The sequence below is a fragment of the Pseudomonas fluorescens genome (assembly GCF_900215245.1).
GTDB classification, from domain to species: Bacteria; Pseudomonadota; Gammaproteobacteria; order Pseudomonadales; family Pseudomonadaceae; genus Aquipseudomonas; species Aquipseudomonas fluorescens.
Genome location: NZ_LT907842.1, coordinates 5755235 through 5769546 on the forward strand (window position 1 = coordinate 5755235; position 14312 = coordinate 5769546).

General features: G+C 61.5%; 16 protein-coding genes and 1 pseudogene. 11 read left to right on the top strand and 6 right to left on the bottom strand.

Annotated features, from left to right (window positions below; genetic code table 11):
• Positions 1 to 26 precede the first annotated feature (26 nt).
• Entirely contained in the window at positions 27 to 647 is a 621-nt protein-coding gene (locus CPH89_RS26580) for a LysE family translocator (RefSeq protein WP_053255849.1), read from the top strand.
• Between the two features lie 13 nt (positions 648 to 660).
• On the opposite strand, the gene CPH89_RS26585 is transcribed toward CPH89_RS26580, so the two are convergent.
• Positions 661 to 1317, bottom strand: a complete 657-nt coding sequence (locus tag CPH89_RS26585) for an O-methyltransferase (protein WP_053255848.1) — start codon at positions 1315 to 1317, stop codon at positions 661 to 663.
• Positions 1318 to 1428: 111 nt separating this feature from the next.
• Here CPH89_RS26585 and CPH89_RS26590 point away from each other — a divergent pair, with 111 nt between their 5' ends.
• From CPH89_RS26590 to CPH89_RS26605, 5 genes are all read left to right on the top strand, one after another.
• Positions 1429 to 2061: a TetR/AcrR family transcriptional regulator gene (locus CPH89_RS26590; protein ID WP_053255847.1), complete on the top strand. Its 633-nt coding sequence runs from the start codon at positions 1429 to 1431 to the stop codon at positions 2059 to 2061.
• A gap of 77 nt (positions 2062 to 2138) precedes the next feature.
• Complete coding sequence (locus CPH89_RS30480; protein WP_167422766.1) at positions 2139 to 2294, top strand: hypothetical protein; 156 nt, start codon at positions 2139 to 2141, stop codon at positions 2292 to 2294.
• 51 nt (positions 2295 to 2345) lie between these two features.
• The gene (locus CPH89_RS26595; protein WP_053255846.1) at positions 2346 to 3659 is read left to right on the top strand and encodes an NAD(P)/FAD-dependent oxidoreductase; all 1314 of its coding nucleotides are present in this window, start codon (positions 2346 to 2348) and stop codon (positions 3657 to 3659) included.
• A gap of 69 nt (positions 3660 to 3728) precedes the next feature.
• Positions 3729 to 4289: a cysteine hydrolase family protein gene (locus tag CPH89_RS26600; RefSeq protein WP_053255845.1), complete on the top strand. Its 561-nt coding sequence runs from the start codon at positions 3729 to 3731 to the stop codon at positions 4287 to 4289.
• A gap of 13 nt (positions 4290 to 4302) precedes the next feature.
• On the top strand, positions 4303 to 5370 hold the full coding sequence (locus CPH89_RS26605; protein WP_053255844.1) for an NAD(P)/FAD-dependent oxidoreductase: 1068 nt from the start codon (positions 4303 to 4305) through the stop codon (positions 5368 to 5370).
• Between the two features lie 11 nt (positions 5371 to 5381).
• Here CPH89_RS26605 and CPH89_RS26610 read toward each other — a convergent pair whose 3' ends face one another.
• Together CPH89_RS26610 and CPH89_RS26615 are read right to left on the bottom strand one after the other, a co-directional pair.
• On the bottom strand, positions 5382 to 5831 hold the full coding sequence (locus CPH89_RS26610; RefSeq protein ID WP_053255843.1) for an NUDIX hydrolase: 450 nt from the start codon (positions 5829 to 5831) through the stop codon (positions 5382 to 5384).
• Positions 5824 to 6279: a bleomycin resistance protein gene (locus CPH89_RS26615; protein WP_053255842.1), complete on the bottom strand. Its 456-nt coding sequence runs from the start codon at positions 6277 to 6279 to the stop codon at positions 5824 to 5826. Before CPH89_RS26615 ends, CPH89_RS26610 begins: the two co-directional genes overlap by 8 nt.
• A 481-nt stretch (positions 6280 to 6760) precedes the next feature.
• Here CPH89_RS26615 and CPH89_RS31015 point away from each other — a divergent pair.
• Both CPH89_RS31015 and CPH89_RS31020 read left to right on the top strand, forming a co-directional pair.
• Positions 6761 to 7618: pseudogene (locus CPH89_RS31015) on the top strand (cache domain-containing protein); the annotation flags it as partial.
• A 198-nt stretch (positions 7619 to 7816) separates the two neighbouring features.
• Entirely contained in the window at positions 7817 to 8521 is a 705-nt protein-coding gene (locus CPH89_RS31020) for a methyl-accepting chemotaxis protein (protein ID WP_408634345.1), read from the top strand.
• 75 nt (positions 8522 to 8596) lie between these two features.
• On the opposite strand, the gene CPH89_RS26625 is transcribed toward CPH89_RS31020, so the two are convergent.
• Positions 8597 to 9367 (bottom strand): nucleotidyltransferase domain-containing protein, encoded by a 771-nt coding sequence (locus CPH89_RS26625; RefSeq protein ID WP_053255840.1) that lies wholly within the window; start codon positions 9365 to 9367, stop codon positions 8597 to 8599.
• Positions 9364 to 9843 (bottom strand): P-loop nucleotide/nucleoside kinase family protein, encoded by a 480-nt coding sequence (locus CPH89_RS26630; RefSeq protein ID WP_053255839.1) that lies wholly within the window; start codon positions 9841 to 9843, stop codon positions 9364 to 9366. Before CPH89_RS26630 ends, CPH89_RS26625 begins: the two co-directional genes overlap by 4 nt.
• Before the next feature lie 258 nt (positions 9844 to 10101).
• Here CPH89_RS26630 and CPH89_RS26635 point away from each other — a divergent pair, with 258 nt between their 5' ends.
• The 3 genes from CPH89_RS26635 to CPH89_RS26645 all read left to right on the top strand — a co-directional run bounded on the left by CPH89_RS26635 (position 10102) and on the right by CPH89_RS26645 (position 12793).
• A complete protein-coding gene (locus tag CPH89_RS26635; protein ID WP_053255838.1) occupies positions 10102 to 10518 on the top strand; it encodes a DUF2231 domain-containing protein in 417 nt (138 codons plus the stop codon).
• Positions 10515 to 11807, top strand: coding sequence for a PQQ-dependent sugar dehydrogenase (locus tag CPH89_RS26640; RefSeq protein ID WP_053255837.1), 1293 nt, complete (start codon positions 10515 to 10517; stop codon positions 11805 to 11807). The genes CPH89_RS26635 and CPH89_RS26640 overlap by 4 nt, the downstream gene beginning before the upstream one ends.
• Positions 11808 to 11875: 68 nt before the next feature.
• On the top strand, positions 11876 to 12793 hold the full coding sequence (locus tag CPH89_RS26645; RefSeq protein ID WP_053256500.1) for a bifunctional helix-turn-helix transcriptional regulator/GNAT family N-acetyltransferase: 918 nt from the start codon (positions 11876 to 11878) through the stop codon (positions 12791 to 12793).
• Positions 12794 to 12831: 38 nt separating this feature from the next.
• Here CPH89_RS26645 and CPH89_RS26650 read toward each other — a convergent pair whose 3' ends face one another.
• Complete coding sequence (locus CPH89_RS26650) at positions 12832 to 14235, bottom strand: MFS transporter (protein WP_053255836.1); 1404 nt, start codon at positions 14233 to 14235, stop codon at positions 12832 to 12834.
• Positions 14236 to 14312: the final 77 nt, after the last annotated feature.

The following is a 14312-nucleotide window of genomic DNA, read 5'->3' on the forward strand; positions in this document are numbered from 1 at the left end:
CCACCTCTGATTAAAGACATTCGCCCATGTCCATCGCCGATAACCTCCTCGCCTTCACCTTCGCCGCCACCGTGCTCACACTGACACCCGGGCTTGATACCGCATTGGTATTACGCACCGCCACGGTCGAAGGCAAACGCCAGGCGCTGCATGCCACGCTGGGCATCAACGCCGGCTGTTTGTTGTGGGGCGCGGCCGTGGCCTTTGGGCTGGGCGCGTTGATCGCGGTGTCGGAGCTGGCGTACAACCTGCTCAAGTATTGCGGCGCGGCGTACCTGGCGTGGCTGGGGTTGAACATGCTGCTGCGCCCGCGCCGTTCACTGTCACCCGCCGAGGCCGACGGCAAGCCGGGTGGCAACTGGTTTCTGAAGGGCATGCTGGGCAATGTGTTGAACCCCAAGGTGGGGATTTTCTACGTGTCGTTCCTGCCGCAATTCATCCCCCAAGGGCATGCGTTGATTGCCTGGACCTTCGGTCTGGTGAGCATTCACGTGGTGCTCGGCCTGGCGTGGTCGCTGGCGTTGATTGCGGCCACCCGGCCCCTGTCGGGTTTACTGCGTCGGGAGAACGTCATCCAGTGGCTGGACCGCACCACTGGCATGGTCTTTGTGTTGTTTGCCGCGCGCTTGGCGTTCAGCAAACGCTGAGCGCGGCGGGCCGTCAGCACAGGCGGATCGACAGCTCGAGGTCATCGGCAAACGGCACCGACAGGTAGCCGTTCTGCGGCGAGCGCACATGGGCCAGGTATTCCGGGCAGTAGTTGGTGTTGTCAGCCACCACCAGCGCACCGGGCCGCAAGTGTTTTTCCACGCAGTTCAGCACCTCGCCATACAGCGCCTTGGCACCGTCGAGCAGCAGCAGGTCGACCACTTCCGGCAGGTGCGTGGCCAACGTGACCAGCGCATCCCCTTCTCGGATTTCGATCAGATCACTCACGCCGCCTGCGATGAAATGCTCACGGGCCAGGGCAATCTTCGACGGCTCAAACTCGCTGCCGATCAACACTCCACCGCCGTTGTCACGCAGGGCGGCGGCCAGGAACAACGTGGACAGGCCGAACGACGTGCCGAACTCGACGATAGCCTTTGCTTGGGTGCTGCGCGCGAGCAGGTAGAGCAGGTTGCCGGTGTCGCGGGAAACCGGCAGCCACAAATCCTTAAGCATCGTGTAGAGCGCCACGTAGTCGGTTTTGCTGTGCATCAGGCGGTCGCGCTCTTCGTCGCTGACGCCGTTCAGGCTCGGGCTGGTGGCAGCGCCCGCTTGTTGGTAGAGGCATTCGATCAAGGGCGCCAAGGGCGCAGTAGTCAGGGTGGTCATGATGGATTTCCGTGTGGTCGGGACTAGAATGCGATTAATTCGTCGCATTAAAAGTATGCGAGTGATTCATCGCCTTCGCTATTCGCGTTCGCCCCGCTGCCGGAGCCCAGCATGACAACCCGCCAGACACCGCGTATTTCCTCACGCAAACAGCCACAACAGGCGCGCTCCACCGAGCTGGTAGCGGCGATCCTTGAAGCGGCTATTCAGGTTTTGGCCAAGGAAGGTGCCTCCCGTTTCACCACCGCACGGGTGGCGGAAAAGGCCGGTGTGAGTGTCGGTTCGGTGTACCAATACTTCCCCAACAAGGCCGCAATCCTGTTCCGGCTGCAGAGTGATGAGTGGCAGCAGACCACACAGATGCTGCGCGACATTCTCGATGAAACCGAGGTGCCAGCGCTGACGCGCCTGCGCACCCTGGTGCATGCCTTTATCCATTCGGAGTGCGAGGAAGCGCTGATGCGCGTGGCGCTGAATGACGCCGCGCCGCTGTACCGCGACGCGCCCGAAGCCGCGCAAGTGCGTGCAGCCGGCCAGCGCGCCTTTGAAGACTTCATGCTGCAATTGCTGCCCGACGCACCACCGGCGAGCCGCGCACTGGCGTGCGAGCTGATCCTCGGCACCCTCACTTGCGTGGGTAAGGAATTTTCCGGCAGCCCACGCAGCGCCGCCGAGATTGAGGTTTACGCCGACGGCATGGCGGCGATGTTTTGCGCCTACGTGAAGTCGCTCAATCCACCCTGATTGTTTAACCCATTTATAACTGAAGGTTCACAAACGACGATTGATCGCACCGATACACGATGGGAGCATCGGTGCCCATGATTTCGCTCCTGCGCTTGATCCGTGGTCACCTGCTGCCTTCCTTCCCGAAGGTGCAGGCGCGCCCCTGCGAAAACCCTCTGGTCCATATCATCCTGGCCTTCTGGGCGCTGTGGCATTGCCGCCATGCGCGCCCGCCCGACACCCGCCTCTGATTCAAGTCGAATACGCCTCGCCGGCATTCATTTATCAGAAGGATCACCCCCATGACCGCAGCCATGCGCCCCGTCATCTGCGCTGCCCAGCGCAATGCCTCGTATTACACCGCCAGCCTCAACGACACCACTCAATACCCGACCTTGCAAGGCCAGGTCAGCGTCGACGTGGTGATTATCGGCGGCGGCTTCACCGGTGTCGCCAGCGCGGTGGAACTCGCCGAGCGCGGGCTCAAAGTGGCGATTGTCGACACCCACCGTATCGGCTGGGGCGCCAGTGGCCGCAATGGCGGGCAAGTCACCGGCAGCCTGTCGGGTGACGAAGCCATGCGCGCACAAATGCGCAAGCGCCTGGGCGATGAGGTCGACGATTTCATCTGGCACCTGCGCTGGCGCGGCCATGAAATCATCGAGCAGCGGGTCAACAGATACGCGATTGCCTGCGACCTCAAGCACGGTCACCTGCATGCGGCGATGAAACCCTCGCACCTGACCGAACTGCGCGCCTTTCACGCTGAAGCACAACGGCGCGGCATGGGCGAGCACGTCAGCCTGCTCGATCAGACGGCGGTGCGGCAGCACCTGGACAGCACGCTGTACCTGGGCGCGCTGAAAAACACGCGCAACCTGCACCTGCACCCACTCAATCTGTGCCTGGGCGAAGCACGCGCGGCACACAGCCTCGGCGCGTTGATTTTCGAGAACTCCGAGGTACTGCAAATCGTGCATGGCGAGCGCCCCGCCGTGCTGACGGCACACGGCCGGATCGACGCACGCCAAGTGCTGCTGGCCGGCGATGTGTACCACCGACTGGAACCCAGGCAACTCAAAGGCAAGATATTCCCGGCGATGGGCGGGATTGTCACCACGGCGCCACTGGGCGAACTGGCACAGCAGATCAACCCGCAGGATTTGGCGGTGTACGATTGTCGGTTCGTCCTCGATTACTACCGCCTGACGGGTGATGGGCGGCTGCTGTTCGGGGGCGGCGCCCATTATTCCGGGCGAGACTCACGCGACATCGCAGCCGAGTTGCGCCCGTGCATCGAGCGCACGTTCCCGGCACTCAAAGGCGTGGCCATCGAGTTCCAGTGGAGCTGCGCGATGGGCATTGTGATGAACCGCATCCCGCAGTTGGGCAAACTCTCCGACAACGTCTGGTACTGCCAGGGCTACTCCGGACACGGCATCGCCACCAGCCACATCATGGGCGAGATCATGGCTGAAGCGCTGACCGGCACGCTGTCAGCGTTCGACACCTTTGCCGGGTGCAAGCACATCAAGGTGCCGCTGGGCGATGTGTTCGGCAACCCGATGCTGGCGGTGGGCATGTGGTACTACCAGATGCTGGAAAAGCTGCGCTGACACACGGCGCATTCCATCGCACCGGCAATCGCTGCTATGTTTCGCTCCTCGCCAGCCCAGGAACGCGCCATGGAACCGTTAGACAGCAACGCCGCGCTGATCATCATCGACATGCAACAGGGCATGCGCGATCCCAAGCTGGGGCGACGCAACAATCCGCAGGCCGAGTTGCAGATTCAGCAGCTGCTGCACGCGTGGCGGCAGGCGCAACGCCCCATCGTGCATGTCCGGCATATGTCTCGCTCGCCGGGTTCGGTCTTTTGGCCCGGCCAGCCGGGCTGTGAATTCCAGCCCGCACTCGCACCGCTCAAGCAGGAGCACGTGCTGGAAAAAAACGTTCCGGATGCGTTCACGGCCACAGGCCTGGAGCGCTGGCTGCAGGTCCGTGCGATTAAACAATTGGTGGTCGTTGGGGTGATCACCAATAATTCTGTCGAGTCTACGGCACGCTCCGGCGGCAACCTGGGCTTTGAGGTGATAGTCGCGGCGGATGCCTGCTACACGTTTGATCAAACCGACTTGTCCGGCCGCCTTTGGCCCGCCGAGGACGTGCATGCGCTGTCGCTGAGTAACCTGGCGATGGATTACGCCACGGTTGTAGAGACAGGCGATCTGTTGGCCCGTAGTTAACCCGGAGAGGCCGATGAGTAAGGGCGCTGGCAAGCGAATCGTCGTCATTGGCGCCGGCATGGTCGGCGCATCATTGGCGTATCACCTGGCAAGCAAAGGGGCGAATGTTACCGTGGTGGAAGCCGGTGAAATCGCTTGCGGTGTGACCGCGACGTCGTTTGCCTGGATCAACACTTCACACAGCGCGCCCGACCCGATTGCGCCCTTGCGCCGTGCCGCCATCAGCGAGTTTCGGCGCCTGGAACGTGAGCTACCTGACCTGCACATACACTGGACCGGCGCTTTATGCTACGGCGCGGGCACCGATGAAGCATTGCCGGCCAGCGCTCACGCCTCGCGGGCAACACAGGTGCCTCGCGCACGGGTTGCCGAGCTTGAGCCGACCTTGAGGCACCCACCAGAGCACGCCCTGTTCAAAGCCGAAGAAGGCGCGCTGGACGCTGTGCAAGCCACCCACGTATTGATCGCAGGCGCCAGGGCCCATGGCGCGAAGGTGCTCACGCAAACGCGTGTGCGCGGTTTCAGAACGCTGAACGACCAGGTCACCGGCGTCGACACCTCAACAGGCATGCTGGAGGTTGACGTGGTCGTCCTGGCTGCCGGAACGGCCATCCAGGCACTGACGGGTTTGCTCGGGCTGCCCGTACCCATCCAGGCGTCGCCGTCTGTATTCATTCGTTACGCGGCAACGCCCGGCTGCGTGCACACCCTTATCTCCAACGCCGTGATGGAGGTGCGACAAAGCGCCGATGGCGGGTTGTTGGCGGCGGAGGACTACCTGGGCGATGGGCCGCACAATCAGCCGCTGGCCATCGCGCGGCGTACGGCTAAGGCGATTCACAGCGAACTTGAGGGAGTCGGCTCACTCGAACCCCACACCGCCTGTGTCGGGCTCAGGCCCATCGCGGTGGATGGCTTGCCGGTGATCGGCTACCTGCCCTCCATCGGCGGTGCGTACGTGTGCACCATGCACCCCGGCGTGGCGCTCGCGGCCGTTGTCGGCCGCCTGGCCAGTGAGCAGATCATGGGCGACGCGGCCTGCGACCTGCTGCTGCCCTGTCAGCCGGGCCGATTCTTCTGAGCGCCCAACGCTTAGAACACGCCTGCGTTCACCAGCATGTCGATCAGTGCCTGCGGCCATAGCGTATCCGTCGTCGATTGCAACTCGTCAGCGGACCACCAGTGATGATCCGCCATGACCTGGGCTTCTTGCACCGTCCATTCGTCTCGGGAAAGGACTTCGTTTTGCGCATGAACAACAAAATACTGCTCAATGGCTAACACGGTTTCGCCACTGGGTAACATCAGCGAAAACCGGCGGTCTGCCACCGGCGCTTGCACAGCGCTGACCACAATGCCGGTCTCTTCACGCAACTCGCGGAGTGCAGCCGCCTGGAAGGTCTCTCCCGCCTCAACGCCGCCGCCGGGTGTCGCCCAGTAATTTCTGCCGGCCAGCGCCCCCTCTTTATGCACGAACCTGAAAAGAAGCACCTTTCGCGAAGGGCTGATAACCAGCAGCCGAGCGGCTTTTCGCTCACGCATGGGACGTGATTCCTCCTTCAAAAGCCTTACATACGCGTTCGCCAAGCCGCTCGACCAGCCTCACCAAATAGCCGTCCGGGTCCTGCACCAGAAACTCGCGCTGCCCCACTTCGACCTCGCCCGCCCGGTACCACACGTCCTGGCTGGCCTTGAACAACGCATAGCCAGCGGTCTCAAGCCGTTGAATCACCGGGCGTACCGCCGTGACATCAATCTGCAAGTTGATACCGCGCCCAAACGGGCGATCCAACGCAGCGGTCAGCCATTGATTGGCCTGGGGGTCGACCTGCTCAAGCATCACCTGGGCGCCATCCAGGTCGAGATAGGCGAAGCCGTCTTCCAGACGTTGATAGGCAACCTTGAACCCCAGGTACGTGACCCAGAACGCCAGGCTCTTGTTCAGATCGGTCACCATCAACTCCGGGACCAGTTTATTTCTCTTCATCATGGACCTGCTTCCATTGCGGGTTAACTCAGTCGCTGGGCAATCTTCCTGCCGGCGCTTGCACGCCTAGCTTACATGAGCCTGGCGTTGATAACCGCTGTTACGGGCCGCCTCTGTTGCGCTCCAGCACAGCGAAACCGCGCTGAATGACCTAGTGAACTTACACAACAAAAACAATTTTTGTTGTACACAAAATATCGCTAAAGATTTTCCGGGCACGCGCCGAAACAGCAGTGATAGCAAATCGCCGTACCTCGCCCGCGAGTCGACGATTTGGCCGCCCTCCCCGCTGATGGTCGTCTCGATGAAAATAAAAAATAAGCTGGTGCTCGCGTTTGTATCCGTTGCTTTTATCCCCGTCAGCGTGGTTGCAGTGATCTCTGTGGTGAACACACGGACCGAGGCCGTTGAGCAGTTCATTGATGGCAGCACCCGCGAAATACGCCAGATCGATGGCAACATCCGCCAGTTTTTCGATGGCACGATGCAGAACGTCGATCAAATGTCCGCTGATCCTGTATACACTTCCGTGAACACGCTGAAGGATTACCAACCGGCCAATGCTGCCAGCCAACCGATGCCGGCGCAGGCGCAACAGGTGATCGACCAGTTTGCCCGGTTCGGCGCCACGCACCCGTCGGCGGCGATTCTGTCGATTGGCCTGGAAGACGGCACCTACGCCAAATGGCCCGACGACCCACAGCTGGCCAAGTACGACCCGCGCGCCCGCCCGTGGTACAAGGCCGCGATGGCCTCCCCCGGCAAGACCGTGCGTACGCCCGCTTACTATTACGACAAAGATGACGTGGCGCTGGTCGGTACTGCGCGGGCGCTTCTCGACGCTGCCGGCAAAGCCAAAGGCGTGTTCGTGGTCAGCGTGTCATTAAAAAACCTCACCGAATTGCTCAAAAGCATCAAGCTCGGCGAGAGCGGCTACGTGATGTTGATCGAGGATGGCGTGGTGCTGGTCGACCCGCGTAACGCCGCGCACAACTTCAAGCCGCTCAAAGACCTCGGCGTGCCCTATGCGCAGTTGGCGGACACACCCCAGGGCTCGACCGAAGTGGTGATCGATGGCGTGCGCTATATGGCCAACGTGTGGACCTCGCCGGGCCTCGGCTGGCGGTATGTCGGGTTGATCGAATACAACGAAGTGATGGCCACAGCCACGCGCATGACCTACCTGACCACGGTGATCGTGGCGGTACTGGTGCTGATTTTCGGCTTGATCGCCGCGGCGTTTTCCAAGGTGATCGTTAAACCGATCGGCCAGGTCAGTACCGGCTTGCAGTCCATCGCCGAGGGTGAAGGCGACTTGCGCCATGAGCTGCACGTACAAGGCAAGGATGAAACCGCCGAGCTGGCCGGCTGGTTCAACAAGTTTCTCACCGCGATCCGTCAGCTGATCCAGCACATCGGTGCGGCCTCCACCAACTTGCAGGACGCGTCACGGGTCAACAGCCAAGTGGCGCACAACATGAACGAAGCCGCCGGGCGTCAGCGTGAGGCGGTGGAGTTGGTATCCACGGCCTTCAACGAGATGGTCGCCACCGCCAACGAAGTGGCGCGTTCGTGCAGCGGTGCGGCGGAATCGGCCGAGAACGGCCATCGCCGCGTGGCCGAGGGCAAGCAGCAAATCGAAGTCACCACCGACAACGTTAATCGCCTGGGCCGGCGGTTGACCGAGTCGTCCCAGGCCATGGTCGAACTGGAAGCCGGCAGCCGCAGCATCAACCAGATCCTCGGCACGATTCGCGCGATCGCCGAACAGACCAACCTGCTGGCGCTCAACGCCGCCATTGAAGCCGCCCGGGCCGGCGATCAAGGCCGTGGGTTCGCCGTGGTGGCGGATGAAGTGCGGGCGCTGGCCAAGCGCACCTCCGATTCCACCGGCGAAATCGAACAACTGCTCGGCACCCTCGGCAGCAAGACCGAGGAAGTCACGCAGAAGATGAACAGCTGCATGGACCTGTCGCGGGCCAGTGTGTCGTCCATCGAAAACGCGCGGGACAGTTTTGAGGGCATCCAGTTGTCGGTGAATGAAATCCGCGACCAGAACCTGCAGATTTCCGCCGCCGCCGAGGAACAACACAGCGTCGCCGAGGAAATCAACCGGCATATCCAGCAGATTTATGACGAGGCGCGGCTGGTGGAAAGCCTGGCCAACTCTGCCCAGGATGATTCAGGGCAGTTGGCCAAACTGTCGGAAGAGTTGAATGGCTTGGTGGGGCGGTTCAAGTCCTGACGTCATGCACCCGTTGATCAAGGACGATCATCGGCGTGACGCATCGAACAGGGCGTTGCATGCCCACCAAGCGACCTAAGCCTGCTGTGAAACCATCCAGGTGACCAAGGCTTGCAGGCGCGTGGTAAACGCTTCGCGCTCGGCACTGGGGTTGCGCGCCTCAAACAGGAAATACGCGATCTGGATGCGCATGCTCGGGTAATGTTGCACGAACAACGCAACATGTTCTTCCAGGCTATGCGGCCAGCCTGAGGCGTCATCGGCGCGCAACGTGTGAGTGGCCCGAATCACCCGGCGTGCCGCCTCTCGCTGCAAGCGAAGACGCTCTGCCTCAGTCGCGGCGCGCGTGATGCGCGCAAGATAAGTGCTCAACACGGGTTCGAAGTCAGCATTCAAGGCCAGGGCAATTTCCCGCGAAGGCTTGAATCGTTCGAACTGCACAGAGAGGTCATCGCCCCACACACAACGGCAATGATGCTTGAGCCAGAAGCCCCATTGGTTGGTGTTCTCAGGCGCCAGCACCTCGGCGCGATACCCCAGGTCGAAGTCGATTTTGCTGACGATCGGATGTCGCTGTTCCAGCACCTGGCGCAGCGCTTCCAACGACTCAAGCACCTGCGCATCCGGCCGCTCGCCGGCTACCAGCGTGAGGTCAAGGTCCGACTCACCCGGGCGGGCGTTGCCCCTGGCCACACTGCCATACACAAAAATCGCCTCCAGCCCCAACCCGGCCTGCGAAAGGGTCGCACACACATCCGTCAGCACGGGCTGGAATTCAGGCTGAAGGGCAGCATCGCCAACGGTTTGCACAAAGCCCTGGGCATCAACACCGGTCACCGTACTCATGGGCGATGCACCTCAATCAGCAAGCCTTCCGCCTCACTCGGCGCACAGAAGTGGCGGGTGATCAGATCAAACTCGGCATCGGTGGCGGCAAAATCATGCTCGCCCCGGGCATTGCGCGCATGCAGGCGAGCACGGCAGGTGGCGTCATCCAGTTCGAGGTAATGCAGGCGATGGGGCACCTGCGCCGCCTGTGCCAGGCCCAGCAGCCATTCGCGATTGGCCAGTGTATTGGCGGGAACATCCAGCACCACATTGACCCCGGCCTGCAACAGGTTAATCACCAACGGGCCGAGTACTGCGCGAACGCGCTGGGCACGGCTTACGTAATCGGTAATCGCGCGGATCTCGCCGGGGTAAAGCTGTGCAAGCCAGTGGTCCTCGCTGAGGACGATGGCCGCGTGCTCGGCAGCAAGGGTTGTAGCCAGGGTGGATTTTCCGGAGGCGATCTTGCCGCAAAGCAGATGCAGGGTGGGCATGCGTCGGTTCCTTATGTATGGCACGCAAGCATGGCATTTTTTCGGCCTGAGCGACCTCACCAGTGCGCATAAAGTGCCAGCGGTGCCAGGTTGGGTTGCTGATGGCCTGGGTGGAATCACACGCGGGGACTGCGCCTGAACCGTGTGCTCATAATATTTGGACACGAAATACCCTGAACTATCTGACGAACGCGAGGCTCCTTTCCTATGCGCTGCCCCGACCCCAGGGGCGTTGTACAACAAGGAGCCGCCCTCACCATGACTACCCTTCCCGTCTACCGCCACTCAATCCCGGGACCGCTGCACGCGACCCTGCTGGCCGGCACCGTGCCGCTGTTTCTGGGCGCCCTGCTCAGCGACATCACCTACACCCAGACCTACCAGATTCAATGGGCCAACTTTGCCTCCTGGCTGATCGCCGGTGCGCTGGTGTTCTGCGGGCTCGCACTGTTGTTTGCGCTGGTCAATCTGGTGCGTGCCGAGCGCAAGTCGGGTCAACCGGTGGTGTATGCCCTGCTGCTATTGGCGACATGGGTACTGGGCCTGGTCAATGCGTTCCAGCATGCCAAGGACGCCTACGCCGCCATGCCGACCGGCTTGGTGTTATCGGTGGTCGTCACCGTGCTGACGATTGCCGCGACCTGGACCGGACTGCGCACAGGAGCCGCCAAATGAAAACCGCCCACACACTGACCTTACTCAGCGCTGCCCTGTTATTGACCGCCTGTGGCGGCGAAGGCGACAAGACCCAGGCCCGTGGCCCCGATCCTAAATTGCCGGAACAGCAAAGCAGCCTGTTGCCGAGCATGAAAATCGCCGAGCCCACGCCGTGGGGCACGCAAAAACCCACAGTGCCCGAAGGCTACAGCGTCACCGCCATTGCCACTGACCTGGCCATCCCGCGGCAAACCCTGGTATTGCCCAACGGCGACATTCTCGTCGCCGAAGGCCGTGGCGGCAGCGCGGCCAAGCTCAAGCCCAAGGATGTGATCGCCAGCGTGATCAAGGCCCAGGGCAACACCAAGGTCAAGGGTGGCAACCGCCTGACCCTGCTGCGCGATGCCGATGGTGACGGTACTTACGAACTGAAGACGGTGTTCGCCGATAACCTCAACGCGCCCTACGGCCTGGCCTTCGCCGACGGCAAACTCTACGTTGCCAACCAGGACGCGCTGGTGCGCTTCGACTATGCCGACGGCCAGACCAAGGCAAGTGGCCCGCCCACCACAATCACCGACCTGCCGGCGCAGATCAACCACCACTGGACCAAATCCCTGGCGGTGAGTGCTGACGGGCGCCAGCTCTATGTGGGCATTGGCTCCAACAGCAACATCACCGAGCGTGGCATGGAAGTGGAAATCGACCGGGCGATGATCTGGCAGATCGACGCAGCGACAGGCGCACACAAGCCCTACGCCACCGGCATCCGCAACCCGACCGCGCTGACCATTCAGCCGGGTTCCGGGCAATTATGGACGGTGGTCAACGAACGCGATGAACTCGGCCCGGACCTCGTGCCGGACTACCTGACCTCGGTGCGTGAGGGCGCCTTCTACGGCTGGCCCTACAGCTACTGGGGCCAGAACGTCGACCCACGCGCACAACCGCAGAACCCGGCGAAAGTCGCCGCCGCGATCAAGCCGGATTACAGCCTGGGTTCCCACGTTGCGGCACTTGGGGTGGATTTCTCGATGGCAGAAATGGGTGAGAAATTCGCCGAAGGTGTATTTGTTGGCGAGCACGGCAGTTGGAACCGCGAAAACCCGGTGGGCTACAAGGTGATTTTCGTGCCGTTCAGCAATGGCAAACCAGCCGGCGAGCCCATCGATTTCGCCACCGGTTTCCGTGGCGATGACGGCAAAACGCGCGGGCGCCCCGTGGGCGTCACGGTAGACCCCAAAGGCGCGTTGATCATCGCGGATGACTTGGCCAATACCGTTTGGCGGGTGACGCGCAACCGCTGAACAAAGGCTTTGACTTGGTTGCCTTAGGCAACAATATAATTGCCCCAGGCAACCAACCGAGCATCCTCATGGCCACGCCCCTTGTAGAACGCGCCGCGATCATTCGCGGTTTCAACCGTTTTTACACCCACCAGATCGGCGTGCTGCAGGAACACCTGCTGCAAAGCGACTACTCGCTCACCGAAATCCGCGTGATGTACGAGCTGTCCTCCCGTGGTGACCTGACCAATGCCGACCTGTGCCAGATGCTGGGTCTGGACCCGGGCTACCTGAGTCGGCTGATCAGCGGGTTCGAAAAGCAAGGTCTGATCCAGAAGGTCCGCTCCGTCACCGATGCGCGCGCGGTGCAACTGCACTTAAGCGACCTCGGCCGAACGGTGCTGGCGCCGCTGGAGCAGAAAACCCAGCAAGAAGTCATCGCGTTACTCGAAGCCTTGCCCGAGCAACAACAACGCCAACTCACCGGTGCCATGCAACGCATCCAGTCACTGCTGCAAGGCAGCGCGCCAAGCTATTTGCTGCGCGACCCGCAACCGGGCGACATGGGCCTGGTGGTGCAGCAACAATCCGCACTGTATGCCCGCGAGTACAACTGGAATTGGGAATTTGAAGCCTTGGTGGCGGAGATCGTCGCCAAGTATCTGCGCGAGTTTGACCCGGCCTCCGAGCGCTGCTGGATCGCGGAAAAAGACGGCGACGTGGTAGGCTCGGTGTTCGTGGTGCGTCATGACGCGACCACCGCCAAGCTGCGCATGCTCTACGTGGATGCCAGTGCGCGGGGCATGGGCATTGGTCAGCGTCTGGTCGACGAATGCCTGCGTTTTGCCCGCCACGCCGGTTACCAACGCATGATGCTGTGGACGGTTAACACCCTGATCGACGCACGCAAGCTCTATCAGAAAGCCGGATTTACCTTGGAGGAAGAAGAGCCCACGGTGAGTTTCGGCAAGGCATTGATCAGCGAAACCTGGGCCCGTGACCTGTAATGCCTTCCCGCGCCGTCACCGGCGCGGGAAGGCAGCGCTTACAGATCGGTGATTTCCTTGTGGCGTGGCACCAGCGCTTTCATCACGCTCCACGCCACCAGGTACGCCAGCGCACAGATCGCAAACATGATCATGTAGCCGGTGTGAATGTCGTTGATCGACTTGTAGTAGTCGAACACCCAGCCACCGATCTTGGTCATCACCACACCGCCCAAGCCACCCGCCATGCCGCCGATACCGACCACGGAGGCCACGGTTTTTTGCGGGAACATATCCGACACGGTGGTGAAGATGTTGCACGACCACGCCTGGTGCGCCGAGGCGCCAACGCCGATCAGCAGCACCGGCACCCAGAAGCCGAGGTAACCGAACGGTTGCGCCAGCAGCACCACCAACGGGAACAGCGCAATCACCAGCATGGCTTTCATGCGGCCGTCATACGGCGCATCGCCACGGGCCATAAAGTAGCTGGGGAACCAACCACCGCCGATACTGCCGACCATGGTCATGCTGTACAGCACGGCGAGCGGCATCACGATATCCGCGCCTTTCATGCCGTACTGCGCCGCCAGGTAGGTGGGCAGCCAGAACAGGAAGAACCACCACACGCCGTCCGTCATGAACTTGCCGAAGGCGAACGCCCAGGTCTGGCGGTAAGTGAGCAATTTGAACCAGGAGACTTTTTTCGCCGTGGCCCCCGCAGGCTCCGGGGTGAACGGTTGCACCGTCTGGTCGCTACGGATATAGGCCAGTTCTGCCGCCGACAAGCGTTTTTGCTGCTCCGGCTTCTGATAAAGCGCCGACCACACCGCCACCCAGACAAACCCCAACATGCCAATCACGATAAACGCGGCTTCCCAGCCCCACAGGCCGGCAATCAACGGCACGCAGATCGGCGCCAGGATTGCGCCGACGTTAGCGCCGGAGTTGAAGATACCGGTGGCCAGCGAGCGTTCTTTCTTGGGGAAGTATTCAGCGGTGGCCTTGATCGCGATGGGGAAGTTGCCCGCCTCGCCAATTGCCAATATGGCGCGAGACAGCATAAAGCCGGCAATCGACACCGGAATCACCGCCAGGCCGATTGCGCCGCTGAGCGCCGCGATCCCCTGGCCCATCGGCACCGAAAACGCATGCATGATCGCGCCGGTGGACCAAATGGCAATCGCCACCACGTAGGCCGCCTTGGTGCCGATTTTGTCGACAAACCGTCCGGCAAACAGCATGGAAATCGCATAGACAAACTGGAACACCGCCGCGATGTTGGCGTAATCGGTATTGCTCCAGCCAAATTGCGTCGACAGTTGCGGTGCCAACAGGCTAAGCACCTGGCGGTCGAGGTAGTTGACGGTGGTGGCAAAGAACAACATCGCGCAGATGGTCCAGCGATAGTTGCCGACGGCCTGGCCGACGCGATGGGCGTTGAGGGGCTCATTCAAATTCATGGCATCACTTTTTATTTTTGTTAGATAGGACATACGCAGTGTCATATGTCGTCGTACAACTACAACTTTTATAGCGG